The organism is Salinicola avicenniae (genome assembly GCF_023736115.1).
Classification (GTDB): Bacteria; Pseudomonadota; Gammaproteobacteria; order Pseudomonadales; family Halomonadaceae; genus Salinicola; species Salinicola avicenniae.
In genome coordinates this window covers 689,327-706,213 of sequence record NZ_JAKQZC010000001.1, presented here as the reverse complement: position 1 = coordinate 706,213, position 16,887 = coordinate 689,327, and the positions used below count along the sequence as shown (strand labels likewise).

At 64.5% G+C, this 16,887-nt stretch carries 12 protein-coding genes; 2 read left to right on the top strand and 10 right to left on the bottom strand.

Annotated elements, in window-relative coordinates; translation table 11 throughout:
* Positions 1–4: 4 nt before the first annotated feature.
* The 5 genes from MC381_RS03190 to MC381_RS03170 all read right to left on the bottom strand — a co-directional run bounded on the left by MC381_RS03190 (position 5) and on the right by MC381_RS03170 (position 7,042).
* Positions 5–532 (bottom strand): hypothetical protein, encoded by a 528-nt coding sequence (locus tag MC381_RS03190; RefSeq protein WP_251976271.1) that lies wholly within the window; start codon positions 530–532, stop codon positions 5–7.
* Entirely contained in the window at positions 525–2,150 is a 1,626-nt protein-coding gene (locus MC381_RS03185; RefSeq protein WP_251976270.1) for a sodium:solute symporter family protein, read from the bottom strand. The genes MC381_RS03190 and MC381_RS03185 overlap by 8 nt, the downstream gene beginning before the upstream one ends.
* Before the next feature lie 311 nt (positions 2,151–2,461).
* Complete coding sequence (locus MC381_RS03180; RefSeq protein WP_251976269.1) at positions 2,462–4,156, bottom strand: BCCT family transporter; 1,695 nt, start codon at positions 4,154–4,156, stop codon at positions 2,462–2,464.
* Between the two features lie 507 nt (positions 4,157–4,663).
* Complete coding sequence (locus MC381_RS03175; RefSeq protein ID WP_251976268.1) at positions 4,664–5,998, bottom strand: deoxyguanosinetriphosphate triphosphohydrolase; 1,335 nt, start codon at positions 5,996–5,998, stop codon at positions 4,664–4,666.
* Positions 5,999–6,178: 180 nt separating this feature from the next.
* A complete protein-coding gene (locus MC381_RS03170) occupies positions 6,179–7,042 on the bottom strand; it encodes an oxaloacetate decarboxylase (RefSeq protein ID WP_251976267.1) in 864 nt (287 codons plus the stop codon).
* Between the two features lie 447 nt (positions 7,043–7,489).
* Here MC381_RS03170 and MC381_RS03165 point away from each other — a divergent pair, with 447 nt between their 5' ends.
* The gene (locus MC381_RS03165) at positions 7,490–8,602 is read left to right on the top strand and encodes a cobalamin-independent methionine synthase II family protein (protein WP_251976266.1); all 1,113 of its coding nucleotides are present in this window, start codon (positions 7,490–7,492) and stop codon (positions 8,600–8,602) included.
* Between the two features lie 72 nt (positions 8,603–8,674).
* Here MC381_RS03165 and MC381_RS03160 read toward each other — a convergent pair whose 3' ends face one another.
* From MC381_RS03160 to glnA, 5 genes are all read right to left on the bottom strand, one after another.
* Positions 8,675–10,417: an alpha-amylase family glycosyl hydrolase gene (locus tag MC381_RS03160; protein WP_251976265.1), complete on the bottom strand. Its 1,743-nt coding sequence runs from the start codon at positions 10,415–10,417 to the stop codon at positions 8,675–8,677.
* A 160-nt stretch (positions 10,418–10,577) separates the two neighbouring features.
* Positions 10,578–11,987, bottom strand: coding sequence for a nitrogen regulation protein NR(I) (glnG, locus tag MC381_RS03155; protein WP_251976264.1), 1,410 nt, complete (start codon positions 11,985–11,987; stop codon positions 10,578–10,580).
* A gap of 89 nt (positions 11,988–12,076) precedes the next feature.
* Entirely contained in the window at positions 12,077–13,120 is a 1,044-nt protein-coding gene (gene glnL / locus MC381_RS03150; RefSeq protein ID WP_251976370.1) for a nitrogen regulation protein NR(II), read from the bottom strand.
* A 142-nt stretch (positions 13,121–13,262) separates the two neighbouring features.
* Entirely contained in the window at positions 13,263–13,847 is a 585-nt protein-coding gene (locus MC381_RS03145) for a DUF4124 domain-containing protein (protein WP_251976263.1), read from the bottom strand.
* Positions 13,848–14,058: 211 nt separating this feature from the next.
* On the bottom strand, positions 14,059–15,465 hold the full coding sequence (gene glnA / locus MC381_RS03140) for a glutamate--ammonia ligase (protein ID WP_251976262.1): 1,407 nt from the start codon (positions 15,463–15,465) through the stop codon (positions 14,059–14,061).
* Between the two features lie 420 nt (positions 15,466–15,885).
* Here glnA and MC381_RS03135 point away from each other — a divergent pair, with 420 nt between their 5' ends.
* Positions 15,886–16,863 (top strand): polysaccharide deacetylase family protein, encoded by a 978-nt coding sequence (locus MC381_RS03135; RefSeq protein WP_251976261.1) that lies wholly within the window; start codon positions 15,886–15,888, stop codon positions 16,861–16,863.
* Positions 16,864–16,887 lie beyond the last annotated feature (24 nt).

Sequence of the window (16,887 nt, the reverse complement as noted above, 5' to 3'; positions counted from 1 at the left end):
GACATCAGACGCGGTCGACGCCGCGTTCGCTCAGGTGGTCCGCCGGTGACGACAGCCGATGCAGCGCGCTCAGCACCGCCGGCTTGAGCGCGCCTAGCGCCTCGCCGGAGAGCCCGCTAAGCACGATCAACTGTGTCTGTCGGCCTTCGCTGTATCCCAACCACAGCGGCAAGTCGACGGCACACAGCGTCTCGGGCTGTACCCGCAGCGCCCACTGACGCGGCCGACCTAGGCGCTCCCACAGCCACCAGCGCTCGAACTGGGCCAGCGGCGGCGGGCCGCCGGCATCGAGCTGCAGCGCCCCGTCATCCTCGCCTGTCGCCTCCAGCGCACCGCTGTGTGGCAGCAGCAGCGCCTGCGGCATCACGGTCGTCGCCATCAGCCAGGCACGCGGCTCGCCACCTCGGCGGCCGATGGCCGCCGCCCACAGCGTCAGCCAGGCCGATTCGAATCGCTCGGCCCCGTAGCTGCGCAACCGCGAGCAGGCGGCCGGCGCGTCCAGCTGTCTCGCTACCCGTCGCGCGCTACGCATTGGCCCACCCCTGCAGCCACGCCAGCACAACCAGCGAGATGACGAACCAGAGCAGCAACCCGAGACAGCGGCGACGTGTCAGGCGCGCGTCGCGCCCGACGACGGCCGCCTGTCCACGGCGCCCCTTGAGGATCGCCTGCATGTCCGGCGCCTGCTCGTCGATCGCCACGTCCGCCAGCTGCGCCCGGTCAGGCGCTGGTGCGGTCAGACTGACCAGATAACCCGCCACCACCGAAACGCCCAGACCGACGGCATTCTGGTAAAGCCAGGAGATCTCGGTCAGTGACACTGCCCAGACCGACGCCATGCCCAGCACGATACCGGTGGCCGCGCCGCGGCCGTTGCTGCGATGGCTGAGAATGGCCAGCAGGAACGCGCCGAGCAGCGCGCCGTAGAACCACGAGCCGATACGATTGACCGCCTCGATCACCGGCCCCAGGTTGCCGGCAAAGAAGGCGAACAGCGTGGCGTAGAGGCCCCAGAACACCGTCGCCCAGCGTGACGCCTTGAGATAGTGGTGCTCGTCGGCTTCCGGCTTCAGATAGCGCGCATAGAAGTCGCGTACGGTCACCGCCGAGAGCGAATTGAGCGCGGAGTCCAGGCTCGACATGGCGGCCGCGAAGACCCCGGCGATCACCAGGCCGGTCACGCCGATGGGGAAGGCCTCGACCACGTAGCGCGGGAACAGCTCGTTGAGGTTCTCCGGCGCACTCAACCCATGCTGCTGATAGTAGGTCGCCAGCATCACACCGATGAACAGGAACAGCAGCATCTGTGGCACCAGCAGGTAGCCGCCGATCAGCAGTGACCGCTGACCCTCGGCGATCGAAGGGCTGGTCAGCACGCGCTGAATCTGGCTCTGGTCGGTGCCGAAGTAGGCCATGTGCATGACCACCCCGCCGATCAGACCGGCCCACAGCGAATAGGTGACGGTGGGGTCGAGCGACAGGTCGATGGCATCGAAACTGCCGTTGGCCGCACCGTAGGCGAACACGTCGCTCCAGCCGCCGGGCAGGCTCGAGACCATCAGCACCATGCTCAGGATGGCGCCGAACCAGAGTACGAACATCTGGATCACGTCGGTCCAGATGACCGCACTGATCCCCCCCAGGACGGTATAGCTGACGGCAATGACCGCCATCAGCACGATGGTCAGGTTGACGTCCCAGCCGGTCACCACCGACAGCACCAGCGCCGGCGCGTAGAGCACGACGCCGGTCGCCAGGCCGCGCGCGACGAGGAACAGCAGCGCCGCCAGCGACCGGGTGCCGGGGCCGAAGCGGCGTTCGAGCAGCTCGTAGATACTGTAGATACCGGCGCGATGGAAGATCGGCACCAGCACCACGATCAGCACCGCCATCGCCAGGGGCACGTTGATAAAGACCGCGAGCCGTTCGAGCCCGCCCTCGAAGCCCCAGCCGGGCGCGCCGATGAAGGTGATCGCGCTGGCCTGCGTCGCCATCACCGACAACCCGATCGCCCAGCCGGGGATCTTGCGGCCACCGAGGAAGTAATCCTGCGTACTCTCCTGATCCTTGCCGAAACGCGCCCCGACCCAGGCAATGCCCAGCACATAGACAATCAGAACGACGGTATCCAGCCACGTGAAAGCGCCCACATCCCTGTCCTCGCATTGTTGTTCTCAACAAGTACTGTTCTCGACCAGTGCCGTTCTCGACAAGTGCTCTTCTCGACAAGCGCACTTTTTGACATGCGTCCTTCGCGGCGAGCATTGCTACCGACAAATCTAGCGTAGCACGCCCCCGGCCAGCGGCCCGTCCGGGCGATCGTCGTAGGAAGACGCCGACACGTGCCGAGCGCACCGACCGAACGGCAAAGTCCGACAAGACAATTCGCCCTGATGGTGCCCAAACCAGAAACCCCGGCCAGAGGGCCGGGGTTGTCGAGAGATAGAGACAGCGAAGGGGGTCAGCCCGCGGGCGAGGGATTGCGTCCCGCGTCGTCACGACCCTGTGAAGTCCCGCCGCTTGCGGCACTCTCGCCAGTGTCATCCGGCAATTCCCAGGTCCCCTCTTCGGTCCAGGGGTCGTTCTCCGGAAACTCCTCGATGTTGATCTCCGGCTCGGTGTAATCGGGCTGGAACCGCAGATCGTACTTGGCCGCGCGCACCATCGAGATCATCAGCATCAGCGAGATCGCCAGCAGCGGCACCCCGCTCACGATACTCGCGGTCTGCAGGGTCTGTAGCCCACCGAGGAACAGCAGCGACATGGGCAACAGCGACAGCGCAAAGGCCCAGAACAGGCGGTGCCAGCGCATCGGCTCCTCGTCGAGATCCTTCTCCGCCGCCGACGAGAGAATGTAGGCGATCGAGTCGAAAGTGGTCGCGGTAAAGATCGCCAGCAGCACAACCACGGCGACGATCAGCAGCCACGACATCGGCAACTGGTGCAGCACAGCGTAGAAGGCAGCATTGGCCGACTGGTCGTTCATGATCTGGATCAGATCGACGGCACCGGTCAGTTGGAGGTACAGGCCGTAGTTGCCAAGAATCACGAAAAACAGTGCACAGCCGAGCGACCCGAAGAACATCGAACCCGCCACCATGGTCTTGATGCGGCGTCCCTTGGAGATACGCGCAATAAACAGCCCTACGGTCGGCGCGAACACCAGCCACCATGCCCAGTAGAAGATCGTCCAGGCCTGCGGGAAGCCGCTGTCGGTGAAGCCGTCGAGCGCCCCGAAGGGTTCGGTCCAGGTCGACATGCGCACGACGTTCGAGAGCATCAGCCCGATGGAGTTGAGCCCGGTGTCGAGAATGAAGACCGTCGGGCCGACGACCAGCACGAACAGCAGCACCGCCAGACCGAGCCACATGTTGATGTCGGACAAAATTTCGATGCCGCCCTTGAGGCCGCGCCAGGCACTGACCGCGAAGATCGCCGTGGTGCCGATCAGCACGCAGATCTGACTGAAGGCATTGGGTGTGAAGCTGAACAGATCGCCCAGGCCTTCGTTGATCAGCGGTACCAGAATCCCCAGCGACGTGGCGCCACCGCCCAGCATGCCGAAGATGAACAGCACGTCGATGATGCGTCCGAGCCAACCGCGCGCCATTTTTTCGCCCAGCACGGGACGAATCGCCTCGCTGATGCGCAGCACCTTGTGTTTGCGCACGTGGAGGAAGTAGGCCATCGGTAGCGCCGGCACCAGATAGATCGACCAGGCCACCGGCCCCCAGTGGAACATGCCATAGGTTGCGGCCCAGGCGGTCGCCTCTTCGGAGAAGGGTTCAACGTGGAACGGCGGGTTCTGCAGGTAATACATCCATTCGACCATACCCCAGAACACCACGGCGCCACCGATACCGGCCGCGAACAGCATGGCGCCCCACGAGAACAGCGAGAACTCCGGCTCGTCATCGACGTCGCCGAGCTTGATCTGACCGATATCGCTGAAGATGATGTAGAACATGAACCCCAGCGCTCCCAGTCCCATGGCCTGGTAGAGCATGCCGAAGTTTTCGGTCACGAAGGCCTGGGCGGCGTTGACCCACACTCGCCCCACCTCGGGGAAGATGATCAGCGGCAGGGTCACCGCCAGCAGGAGGCCGAGCGACCCGAAGAAGATCGGCTTGTCGATATTGGCAAAAGCATTGCGCATGTGGTGAATACTCCGTCTCGGGCCAGATGGCCTTGCGATGAGTTAAGTCGACTTTGGTCGTTGAAACCAGGCACCGCTTTCAACGCAGGACCGTCGCGTTGGGTAACGAGCGGCGAGCTCACAAGGATACGGTACCTAGCCTCGATTTTTATTGATTGATCATTCAATCAAAATACGGCGTTATCGATGCGCTTTCAACTGATCTCGAAATTTTATGCACGGCGTGACAACCGACCGCGAGGGAGCCAGCCTGAGGCAAGGCCGAGGGTCGGACAGGAAAACGGGAATCGGGCGTGGCGGAGCGTGAGTGACGGCGGGAGTCGGCAACTTGCGGCCCCCGATGGCGTGCGCCGCCCGGGCGCCACGGGCACCCAGGCATTGGCGTTTTTCCATCGGGCGGGGGGGGGCGGGGGCCGCAATCGCCAACGCCGCGTGTCGCTGGCGTCAGACTGGCATCAGGCGAGCAGCGGTCATGCGGCGTTGTGCGGTACAGTCGAGAGTGAGCGACTACTCACCCTTGAGACGCCCGCCCATCTCCTGGGCGAGCTCGACCGCATAGTGATCGGTCATGCCACCGATGAAATCGAGCATGCGCCGATAGCTATCGTAGAGCGGCCAGTTGGCCTTCGGCGTGTTCTCACCGATCAACGCCAGCACGCGCTGATGCTTGAACGACGATTCGCCGGTGTGGTGCAGCTCGTGGGCCGCACCGATGAACGCTTCGAGCAGAATGCCGAGGGTCGTGTAGGCGCCGATCTCCAGCTTGGCCTTGCGCTCGTTCTGAAAAATACGTTCACGGGCAAGCTGCTTGGCGGAGGCCACACCCCAGGTCAGATCCGGATGGCAAAGCTCCAGCAGGTCGTCGTTCAGCGTGCCGTTGAGCAGCGCGCTTTCGTGCTGCACGAAGACATCGCCGACTTCATTGACCGCCCGCTCCATCGCCGCTCCACGCAGCGCGGCGATGCGCCGCCGCTGGGAGACACCGGCCTCGGCCATGCCGTGATAGCCGGCCGGTGGCTCACCGGCGATCTGCAGCAGCACGTCGGCGACTTCTTCGTAGCGCAGGATGCCCATCTCCAGGCCATCCTCGAGGTCGAGCAGTGCATAGCAGATGTCGTCGGCCGCCTCGACCAGATAGGCCAGCGGATGGCGGCACCAGCGTGACTCCCCCGCCGACTTCAGTCCCAGCCGCTCCGCCAGCTCGGCCAGCAAGTGCTTCTCGGACTGATAGCAGCCGAACTTGCCCATGGCCCCGCCGTGCTCCACGGTCCATGGGTACTTGAGCAGCGTCCCTAGCGTCGCCGCGGTCAGGCGCATGCCGCCACGAAACTGGTTGTACTCGATCTGGGTGACGACGCGGAAGCCCTGAGCGTTGCCCTCGTAGGTCAGCAGATCGCGGCGCTGCGCCTCGTCGAGCCCGTCGAGCAAACCGCTTCCCTGCAGCTCGGCCCACTTGAACCAGTCGCGGATGGCGTATTCGCCGGCGTGGCCAAAGGGTGGGTTACCGATATCGTGTCCCAGACAGGCGGCCTGCACGATCACCCCTAGATCGGCCGGGCTCGCCCAGGTCGGCAGGCGATCGCGCAGCTGCTCGCCGACGATCATGCCGAGACTGCGGCCGACGCAGCCGACCTCGATCGAGTGCGTCAACCGGGTGTGGATATGATCGTTGTCGGTCAGCGGATGGACCTGCGTCTTGCGCCCGAGACGCCGGAACGAGCCCGAGAAGACAATACGATCGTAGTCCTTGTGGAAAGGGCTGCGCCCCACCTCGCCTCGCGAGGTGCGGGCGTCGTTGAGACGCACGGGATCGAGCAGGCGTTCCCATTGCATGGCGGTCATCGGGCTCTCCGGTCAGAAAACATCGGCGCTGCGAGCAGGACAGCATGCCGTGTCCCCGCGACGAGTCAAGCAGGCGGCGCGCCGACCTGACGACCTGCACCACGCTCGCAGGCGGTGGTGGATCGCTTCACGTCCCTATCGACGCATTGACGTCTCTACCGACTCTATCGACGTCCCTACCTACTCTTTCACATCCATATACTCACGCGCCCAGATCCGATACTCCTCGAGGGTGGAGTAGCGCGTGGAGAGCTGCGAGGCATCGAGGTCATGCGCGGCGATATCGCGCTGTTCCCGCAGGCAGTCGTAGGTTGCCTTGATCGCCGCGAAGTAAGCTGCATGGCCGTTGACCACGATACGCACGCCGAGCGCGGCCAGCCGCGCCCGGTCGCGCAGCGCCGGGTTATCGTAGGTGACCAGCATCAGCGGCACCGTGAGCACGGAGGCAAGCGTTTCGAGATGAGCGAAGTCGCGCACGCCGACCAGACAGATAGCATCGACGCCGGCAGCCTGATAGGCCCGGATACGCGCCACGGCCGCGTCGTCGTCGAGCTGACCGGCGTTGGTCCGCGCGACGATCGACAGCGCCGGGTCGATGCGCGCTTCCAGCGCCGCACGCATCTTGCCGACGCCCTCTTCGACCGGGATGAGGTCGGTGGACTTGTGGCCGTACTGGGCCGGCAGCAGCGTGTCTTCGATGGTCAGCGCCGCGACGCCCGCCCGCTCGAGTTCGGTCACGGTACGCATGACGTTGAGCGCGTTGCCGTAGCCGTGGTCGGCGTCGGCGATCACCGGCAAGCGGGCGACACGGCCGATGCGCGTCGCCTGCTCGACGAACTCGCTCAGCGTAATGAGCGCGAAGTCGGGGGCCGCCAAAACCTGCAGGGAGGCGACCGAGCCGCCGAGGATGCCGACCTCGAAGTCGAGATCGGCGGCGATGCGCGCCGACATCGGATCGAAGACCGAGGCGGTGTAGTAGCACTGCTCGCTGGCGAGCAGTTCACGAAAGGCGTTGCGTAGATCATGCTGCGATGGGGTCGTCACGAAAATCTCCTGTCGTTCTCGCCCGCCCGGCTCGCGCTCGCGAAGTACGGCGATGCGGCCCTCGGCGGTGTGGGGTACGCCCGCCGATGGCCGGTAAAGGTCACGATGAATGCCTCGGCGCGGCCGAACATCCTACCACTAAAGTGGGAGGGAGCGATTCCTCACGGCCATGCTGGCGCCCTACAACGTGAAGCTGCTGCATGTCGACCTTGAGCCGCCTTCACTGGTGGCGGCCACGGGAAAGCCGCATCATTAGCGCCCTAGGATTTCGTCACCGGCGCGGCCTCGAAGAGGGAAAAGCGCGTAACCTCGGCGAAAACGCGGATGTCATCGGCTCGAATTGCGGCATACGATCCGAATCCCGTCGACGCTCGACAGGCCATTCCGTGCCGTGACGGCACTCGCCTCGCTTACTGGCCGGCTACCCGAATTTCAGGAGATCATCTTATGTCACAAACGCATCCCCCATTCCGAGCTGATATCGTCGGCAGCTTCCTGCGCCCTCAGGCACTGAAGGAAGCCCGCGCGCGCTTCCAGCAGGGCGAGATCGACGCCGCCAGCTTGAAGGCGGTCGAGGATCAGGAGATCCGTCGCGTGGTCGAGCAGCAGGAAGCGAACGGCCTCGAGGTCGTCACCGACGGCGAGTTCCGGCGCGCCTGGTGGCACTTCGATTTTCTCGAGCAGCTCGAGGGCGTCACCGGCTTCTTCGGCGATCAGGGCATTCAGTTCCAGGGCGTGCAGACCGGCAACAAGCAGATTCGCGTCGATGGCAAGGTCGCCTTCAACCCGGCGCATCCGATGCTCGAGCATTTCCGCTATCTGGCCGGGGTCACCCACGTGACACCCAAGATGACGATTCCCAGCCCCAGCGTGCTGCACTTCCGCGGGGGCCGCAAGAAGATCGACAGCAGCGTCTATCCGACACTGGACGCCTTCTTCGCCGACACCGCCGATGCCTATCGCGACGCCGTTCGCGCTTTCTACGACGCCGGCTGCCGCTATCTGCAGCTCGACGACACCGTCTGGGCCTATCTCTGCTCGGAGAAGGAGCTGCAGGCGGCGCGCGATCGCGGCGACGATCCCGATCAGCTGCAGGCGATCTACGCCGACATGCTCAACCACGCCTTGGCCGACAAACCCGACGATCTTCATGTCGGCCTGCATGTCTGCCGTGGCAACTTCCGCTCGACCTGGATCAGCGAAGGCGGTTACGAACCGGTCGCGGAGACGCTGTTCGGCAAGGTTGGCGTCGATGCCTGGTTCCTGGAGTACGACAGCGACCGCGCCGGCAGCTTCGACCCGTTGCGCCATATTCCCGAAGGGCATCAGCAGGCGGTGCTGGGGCTGGTGACCACCAAGGTCGGCGAGCTCGAGGACCCGGTCGCCGTGCGTGCGCGGCTCGACGAGGCCACGCAGTTCGTCGACAAGTCGCAGCTCTGCCTGAGCCCCCAGTGCGGGTTTGCCTCGACCGAGGAAGGCAACAATCTGGCCGAGCAGGCGCAGTGGGAGAAGATCCGCCTGGTGCGCGACATCGCCGCCGATTACTGGCCGCAGGGCTGATCCCGCGATCGGCCACAATGCCGACGCCAGCGAACGGGCGGCGACTCAGCCGCCCGTTCGCCCACGCGCCGGTCAGCGCGGCTCCTGGTCGTCGTGGCCGATCAACGACCCCAGTAGCCTGCTGAGGAAACCCTTGCGCTCGGGATCGGGCTCCTGCTCGATCAGCGCCTGAGGGTCGATGCTGTCACGGTCGACATGGATGAAGGCCGCCTGAAACGGCGGCAGGGTCAGCCACCCCTCGCGCAGCTGCGCGGTGAAGCCGTGACGGTAGACGATCTGCCCGGCCCCCGTCGGCAGGCTGGTCGATCGCGTGGCATCCGTCAGGTTGAAGACTGCCAGAATCGCCTGATCGCGGGAGACCCGCAGCCAGCCCAGCAGGTCATCGTCGAAGTCGCCGAGAATCAGCGTCCCGTCGACCATCGCCGACTGGGTCTTGCGCCAGCGCAGGAATTCCCGCGTCACGTTGAGGGGGCTCTCCGCGTCGTCCTGCTGGCGGTCGACGCAGAGCCGGCGATGGTGGACGTCCACCGGCAGCCAGGGCTCGCGCGTCGAAAAGCCGCCGCGCTCTCCGTCGCTCCACGGCATCGGCGTGCGGCAGCCATCACGCCCCTTGTACTCCGGCCACAACGCCAGCCCATAGGGGTCGACCAGCCGCTCGTAGGGCACGTCGGCCTCCGGCAACCCCAGCTCCTCGCCCTGATAGAGGCAGATGCTGCCATAGAGCGAGCAGAGCATGACCATCGCCACGCGCGCGACCAGCGGCCCCTGATGCTCGAGATGCTCGTGACTCGCCCAGCGCGACACCACCCGCATGACATCGTGATTGGAAAGCGCCCAGCACGGCCAGGCGTCGCCGGCGTAGTACTGGAAATGCTCGATGATGTCGCGCAGCTGGCTGGCCTCGAAACGGGCGTCGAATAGATCGAAAGTGTAGGCCATGTGCAGACGATCATTGCCGATGGTGTACTCGACCATCCGCTCCAGCGGCTTGTCGTCGGAGATCTCGCCCACCGTCACGGTACCGGGATACTCGTCCATCAACGCGCGCAGCTCGCTCAAGAAGCCGAGGTTCTCGGGCTGGCTGATATCGAACTGGTGGCGCTGCATCGAGTAGGGATTCGACGCAGGCACGCTGGGTGTCTTCAGCTCACCGCTGCCGAGCGCCGGATTGTCCTGCAGCGCCAGACTGTGGAAATAGAAATTGGAAGTATCCAGACGGAAGCCGTCGACGCCCAGATCGAGCCAGAAACGGGCGTTCTCGAGCTGGGCGCGGCGCACCGCCGGATTGTGGAAATTGAGATCCGGCTGGCACGACAGAAAATTGTGCAGATAGTACTGCCGGCGCCGGCTGTCGAAGGTCCAGGCGCTGCCGCTGAAGAACGACAGCCAGTTGTTGGGGGCCGTGCCATCCGGCTTGGGATCGGCCCACACATACCAGTCCGACTTCTGGTTCTCCCGCGAGCTGCGGCTCTGGAGGAACCAGTGGTGCTGATCCGACGTATGGCTCAGCACCAGATCGATGATCACCTTCAGCCCCAGCTCATGAGCCCGCTCGAGCAGCGCCTGAAAATCCTGAAACGAGCCGAACATCGGATCGACACCGCGGTAGTCGGTCACGTCGTAGCCGAAATCTTTCATCGGGGACGGAAAGAACGGCGAAATCCAGATGGCATCGACGCCCAGTTCGGCGACGTAGTCGAGTTTCGAGGTGATGCCGGGGAGATCGCCGATGCCGTCGCCCCGGGCGTCCATGAAGCTTCGCGGATAGATCTGATAGATGACGCTGCCGCGCCACCACTGGGTCTTGTCGGGCATAGTCTCCCCACATTGGTCACTGGATCACGGTGTCGGCGCGCTAGCCTCCCCTCGCCGCGCGCAGACGACGACGCCCGGACCGGTCCGGGCGTCACTTGTCAGCCTAGCCGCTTTCCTTAATTCAAGTTAAGGGGTGTGACCGCGACCGGAATCGACAAGTTCAGTCGTCGGCCAGCGCCGGCAGCAGCACCTTCAGCTTGCGCGTCAGGGTGTTGCGGCCCCAGCCGAGCAGCTCGGCGGCTTCGCCCTTGCGCCCGCCGGTGTGCTTCAGCGCCGTCTCGATCAGGATGCGCTCGAAATCGGGCACCGCCTCTTCCAGTAGATGCGTATGCCCGGAGGCGAGCGCGCGGTCGGCCCATTCACGGAAGGCGTTGCGCCAGTCGCCGCTGCTGGTTTCGGTGCCCGCCAGCTCGCGCAGCTCCGGCGGCAGGTCGTCGACCAGCACTTCACGCCCGGAAGCCATTACCGTCAGCCAGCGGCAGGTGTTCTCGAGCTGGCGCACGTTGCCGGGCCATGGCAGCCGCGTCAGATGCGCCTCGGCTTCCTGGGTCAGCACCTTGGGCTCGGTGGAGAGCTCCTTGGCCGCCTCGGCCAGAAAGTGCTGCGCCAGCCGCGGGATATCCTCGCGCCGCTCGGAGAGCCGTGGCAGATGCACGCGGATCACGTTCAGGCGATGGAAAAGATCCTCGCGGAAGCGGCCGTCGGTGACCAGCTGCTCCAGGTTCTGGTGCGTGGCGGCGATGATGCGCACGTCCACCTTCACCGGGGTATGACCGCCAACCCGATAGAACTCGCCGTCCGCCAGTACCCGTAACAGTCGGGTCTGGGTATCCGCCGGCATGTCGCCGATCTCGTCAAGGAATAGCGTACCGCCGTCGGCCTGCTCGAAACGGCCACGACGCTGCGCCGCGGCGCCGGTGAACGCGCCCTTCTCGTGCCCGAACAGCTCAGACTCCATCAGGTCCTTGGGAATCGCCGCCATGTTTAGCGCAATGAAGGGATGACCGGCGCGCGGGCTATGCTGGTGCAATGCCTGGGCGACCCGCTCCTTGCCGGTCCCCGATTCGCCGTTGATCAGTACCGTGATATGCGACTGCGACAGCCGGCCAATGGCGCGGAAGACCTCCTGCATCGCCGGGGCCTCACCGATGATCTCGGCGGAGAGCCCTTCCGGCATCGCCGCCGGCGAGCGGCGCTCGCGGGCGTGCGCCACGCCACGGCGAACCAGCGCCAGCGCATCGTCGACATCGAACGGTTTGGGCAGGTATTCGAAGGCGCCGCCCTGATAGGAGGCCACGGCGCTGTCGAGGTCCGAATGCGCGGTCATCACGATCACCGGTAGATCCGGATGCTTCTCGCGGACCTTGGCCATCAGATCGAGGCCATCCAGCCCCGGCATGCGGATGTCGGTCAGCAGCACGTCGGGCGGATGGCGCTCGATCGTCTCCAGCGCGACATCGGCCCGCTCGAAGGACTGTACCTCGAGGTCGGGTTGCGCCAGTGCCCGTTCCAGCACCCAGCGGATCGCACGGTCGTCATCGACGATCACGATACGAGCGACATCAGTCATGACACTCCTCCAGCAGAACGGTGAATCGCGTGCTCGGCGACTTGGGTATCACAAGCCGCACCGTCACGCGGCCTGGTGTTCGGTCGGTCTCACTGCGGCGCCTCGAACGGGATCAGCAGGCGAAACTCGGTGGCCCCGGGCTGCGACTCGCACTCGATCAGACCCTGATGCTGGTGCAGGATCGACTGCGCGATCGATAGCCCCAGCCCGCTGCCCTCGGCGCGGCCGGAGACCATGGGGAAAAACAGCGTCTCGCGGATATGCTCGGGAATACCCGGGCCGTTATCGATCACGGCCACCTCGCACACCAGTCGATGACGCTCGGCCCCGAGCGTGAACTGCCGCCGGACCCGGGTGCGCAACAACAGGCGCGGCGCCGGCGTGCCGAATTCCTCCATCGCCTGCACCGCGTTGCGGGCGATATTCAGCACCGCCTGGATCAACTGTGCCTCGTCGCCGATCAGGTCCGGCACGCTGGGGTCGTAGTCACGCTCGAAGGTGAGATGCTGGTGCTCCACCTCGAGTAACGCGCGCACACGTTCCAGCACCTTGTGCACGTTGAGCGGCTCGTGGTGGACCAGCGTGTTCGGCCCCAGCATGCGGTCGACCAGATCGCGCAACCGGTCGGCCTCCTCGACGATGATCCGGGTGAACTCGGTCAACTGCGGGTCCGGCAAATCGCGCTCCAGCAGCTGGGCCGCGCCACGAATGCCGCCAAGCGGATTCTTGACCTCGTGCGCCAGCCCGCGCATCAGCACCTTGACCGTTTCCTGGCGGGCGATCAGGGCCTCCTCGCGCGAGATGCGCAGAAGCCGATCGCGCGGCTCGATCTCCACCAGCAGCTCGCGACTGGTCATCGGCGTGGCGGTGAAGTCCACCGTGATCGGCTCGCCGACCGCCAGCACCAGTGCCGCCTCCCGCTGGGTATAGGGGTGGAACTCCTGCATGGCCTTCTCGAGCACCTGCCGGATCGCCCCCCCTTCACCTTCGAGACACTCCAGCCACTGCCCCACGACGCGGGGCCGACTGGCCGCCAGAAGCGCCTCCGCCGCCGGATTTAGCCAGCGCACGCGCAAGCGGTCGTCGAGCAGCACAACGGCCGTCGTCAGGTGCTCCAGCAAGCGTTGATACATACGTTGTTCCATCGTGGTGATCCAGCATGTACCTATACAGTGCAAGAACCGCGCCACTCCCCGAATTCGCACATCGACGGGAGCGCGGCATCAACGAGAGCCCTCTAATGCACCAAAATAGCGCATAAGAAGAAACTCATGCTTAATGATTGGGATTGTTGGGGTTGGCCGGCAGGTTGACGCTGGCCCGCTGGACATACAGCGTCACCGGCGCGCTGGCCAGGCGAACCTCGCCTCCCCCCCCCACCAACTCGGCCTGGAGTCGATGCTCGCCACGCGCCAGCTGGTTGAGTGCAAAGACACTGGCGCGCATGGGCGACTGGCGGACCTCGCCGTCGACGCGCAGCTGCACGCGGTCGCCCGGCTGCAACGGCGGCTCGATCTCGAGTCGTACCTGCACGTTGCCTGCCCGACCGGTTGGCAGCGTTTCACCATCACCGGGTTCGGCGATCTCGAAGCGGGTGTAGCGGGCGGCGTCGCCTTCGCGCGTTTCGGTACGGGGGGCAACGGTCTCGCGATCCATACCTTGTGCCGGGTCAACCACGGTAATCGGTTGCAGCGGCACCTCTCGGCCCGCGCCCGGTTCGTCGCTATAGACCACGTTGCCATCGCCGTCGACGTGGCGATAGACCGGCGCAGCCATCGACGGCGCCGCCACCAGCAAGGCACCCATCAACAACCAGCCCCACCGCCCACCCATCCCCTTCAGTCCGTTTATCCCCGGCATGACCCCACGCTCCCTAATGATTCCGATGCCGGGTCGATATCGACCCGACCGTCCGACAATTGCCCCGCGCTCGCCGCATAAACCCCGGACGAGACTCGGCCGGACGAGACACCACGCCGATGAGCGGGACACGAATCCGGCATAAAAAAAGCCCCACCGAGGGTGGGGCTTTTCGTTCCGATCCCGCGGGCATGCCGCAAGGCTGCCGCGCTCAGACGCTGTAGTACAGCTCGAACTCGACCGGATGCGTAGCCAGACGCAGGCGCTCGACGTCTTCACCCTTCAGCTCGATATAGGCATCGATCATGCTGTCGGTGAAGACACCGCCTTCGGTCAGGAAGGCACGATCGGCGTCGAGCGCTTCCAGCGCCTGATCCAGGCTGTTGGCGACCGTCGGGATCTTCTTGCCTTCTTCCGGCGGCAGGTCGTATAGATTCTTGTCCATGGCGTCGCCAGGATGAATCTTGTTCTTGATGCCGTCGATACCGGCCATCAGCATCGCCGCGAAGGCCAGGTACGGGTTGGCCGTCGGGTCGGGGAAACGCGCCTCGACACGCTTGCCTTTCGGGCTGGCGGTGTACGGGATACGGATGGAAGCGGAACGGTTACGCGCGCTGTAGGCGAGCATGACCGGGGCTTCGAAGCCCGGGACCAGACGCTTGTACGAGTTGGTCGAGGCGTTGGTGAAGGCGTTCAGGGCACGCGCATGCTTGATGATGCCGCCGATGTAGTAGAGCGCCATCTCCGACAGGCCCGCGTACTCGTCGCCCGCGAACTGGTTGGTACCGTCTTTCCAGAAGGACTGGTGGACGTGCATGCCGGAACCGTTATCGCCAACCAGCGGCTTGGGCATGAAGGTCGCGGTCTTGCCGTAGGCGTGGGCGACGTTGTGGATGACGTACTTCATCTCCTGAACTTCGTCGGCCTTCTTGACCAGCGTGTTGAACTTGACGCCGATCTCGTTCTGGCCTGCGTTCGCCACTTCGTGGTGATGCACTTCGACGCCCTGGCCGATCGCCTGCAGCGTGTTGCACATTGCGCTACGGATGTCGTGGAAGCTGTCGACCGGCGGTACCGGGAAGTAGCCACCCTTGACGCGCGGACGGTGCGCCAAGTTGCCACCTTCGAACTGACGATCGGTCGCCCAGGCCCCTTCCTCGGAAGAGATCTTGTACATCGAGCCTTCGATGTCGGACTTGAAGTGGACTTCGTCGAAGATGAAGAACTCGGGCTCCGGACCGAAGAAGGCGGTGTCACCCAGGCCGGTGCTGTTCAGGTAGGCCTCGGCACGCTTGGCGATGGAACGCGGATCGCGCTCGTAGCCCTGCATGGTGGAAGGCTCGATGATGTCGCAGCGCAGGATCAGAGTGGCGTCTTCGGTGAACGGGTCGAGGAAGGCGGTGCCATCTTCCGGACGCAGGATCATGTCGGATTCGTTGATGCCCTTCCAGCCTTCGATCGAAGAACCGTCGAACATCTGACCATCTTCAAAGAACTCTGTATCGACGGCGCTGGCCGGGATCGTGACGTGCTGCTCCTTGCCCTTGGTATCGGTAAAGCGCAGGTCTACCCACTTGACGTCGTGTTCCTCAATAAGGGCGAGGGTTTTCTCAGACATGTTGTCCTCCACTGTGAGCCATGGCTCGATTCGTTGGCGAATATCCAACACCGCTTTGTAGCATGCATCGTTTTAGCATGGGTCGAAGGCCTTGCCCACGCGCACGCCGTTTTTCCATGACAATGCATAGGATGTGCCAAAATGAGGCACGACATTGGGGCAAGGTAATAACCTCATGAGTTGAAAGCTTATTTTTTCCTAACAGCGTGGTACTACCGACAATTTGTTTACCGATTGAACGCCAAACCTTTCTCGCCTGGCATCGCAAAGCACCAAAAAGGGGCGAAAAACATCCCCTTTGCACCAAGATAAACCACACTTGCCGATCAATGAGTCTTTGCCCCGACCGCGCCGGGTGCGGATACTGTCAATCCGACTCGCCAACGCGAACGGGTCCGAGACAGCGCAAGGAGTTCGCCCATGCCCAAACTGGAAGGCCCTCAGGCTGTCGTGCAGCGCCTGCGTGGGCATTGGCGTCTCAACGTGAATGAGCCTCTGTGGGGACGCAGTGCCGTGCTGGCCCTGCAGCGCGTACTCGATGACGAAGCCGAGGCACGCTTGCCGCATCGCGCCGGCTGGTGTTTAGGGCCTGACAGCTTCGCGCAGCTGCTGGACAGCCTGAGCGAGAGCGCGCAGATCGTCAGCTTGGAGAGCGCACTGCAGCTCCATCACGATGCGCGCCCGCGTATCGCGCTGACCTTCGATGGCGGCTGGCAGGATCTCAACCATCAGGTGGCACCGACGCTGGAGCGCCGCGCCCTTCCTGCCAGCATCTTTCTCGCGCCGCTTGCCGCACCGCGTTTCCGGGCGCCCTGGCAAGCCGTGCTGGGTGAGGCACTGTGGCAAAGAACATCGGCCGGGCCCGTGGATGACGCCTTCGGCGATGCCGGCTTGCCCGCGCCACCGCCGGTCGCGGCGCGCGACGCCCGCTACAGCCAGACGATACTCAACTACCTGACGCCCTTCAGCGAGATCGCCGTCAAGACGCTCGACGCCCTGGCGACAACGCTGCTTCCCGCCTCTGGCCTCGCCGACCAGGCGCTCGACACTTTCAGCGTACGGCGGCTCGAGCAGGGCGGTCTGCTGCGCTTCGGCAGCCTGCTGCCGCGAGATGCCGACGCCGCCTCACAACGCATCCCGCATGATCACCAACGTCTACAAGCTCTCTGCGAGTCGCCACTGCCGGTCGCCGCCTGCGACGAAGAGGCGATCAGCGATGCCGAATCTCTGGGCCGCCTGATTGCCAGACTGGGGCTCGATCACGTGCTGACTCGTCAGCCCGGGTGGCTGTCGCTGCCGGCGGAGCGCCCCCTGCTGCCGCGCTTCACCATCACGCAGCCGCTGGCCAACAGTCCCGGGCTACTGTTCGACCGCCTGCTAGGCAATCTCTCTTCGTGAGATCCGTACCACGTGAGATCCACA

Bases quoted from the DNA above. Each gene is read 5' to 3' on its own strand.
- MC381_RS03190 (WP_251976271.1), bottom strand. From the start codon at position 532: ATGCGTAGCGCGCGACGGGTAGCGAGACAGCTGGACGCGCCGGCCGCC.
- MC381_RS03180 (WP_251976269.1), bottom strand. From the start codon at position 4,156: ATGCGCAATGCTTTTGCCAATATCGACAAGCCGATCTTCTTCGGGTCG.
- MC381_RS03175 (WP_251976268.1), bottom strand. From the start codon at position 5,998: ATGACCGCCATGCAATGGGAACGCCTGCTCGATCCCGTGCGTCTCAAC.
- MC381_RS03165 (WP_251976266.1), top strand. From the start codon at position 7,490: ATGTCACAAACGCATCCCCCATTCCGAGCTGATATCGTCGGCAGCTTC.
- MC381_RS03160 (WP_251976265.1), bottom strand. From the start codon at position 10,417: ATGCCCGACAAGACCCAGTGGTGGCGCGGCAGCGTCATCTATCAGATC.
- glnG (WP_251976264.1), bottom strand. From the start codon at position 11,987: ATGACTGATGTCGCTCGTATCGTGATCGTCGATGACGACCGTGCGATC.
- glnL (WP_251976370.1), bottom strand. From the start codon at position 13,120: ATGTATCAACGCTTGCTGGAGCACCTGACGACGGCCGTTGTGCTGCTC.
- MC381_RS03145 (WP_251976263.1), bottom strand. From the start codon at position 13,847: ATGCCGGGGATAAACGGACTGAAGGGGATGGGTGGGCGGTGGGGCTGG.
- glnA (WP_251976262.1), bottom strand. From the start codon at position 15,465: ATGTCTGAGAAAACCCTCGCCCTTATTGAGGAACACGACGTCAAGTGG.
- MC381_RS03135 (WP_251976261.1), top strand. From the start codon at position 15,886: ATGCCCAAACTGGAAGGCCCTCAGGCTGTCGTGCAGCGCCTGCGTGGG.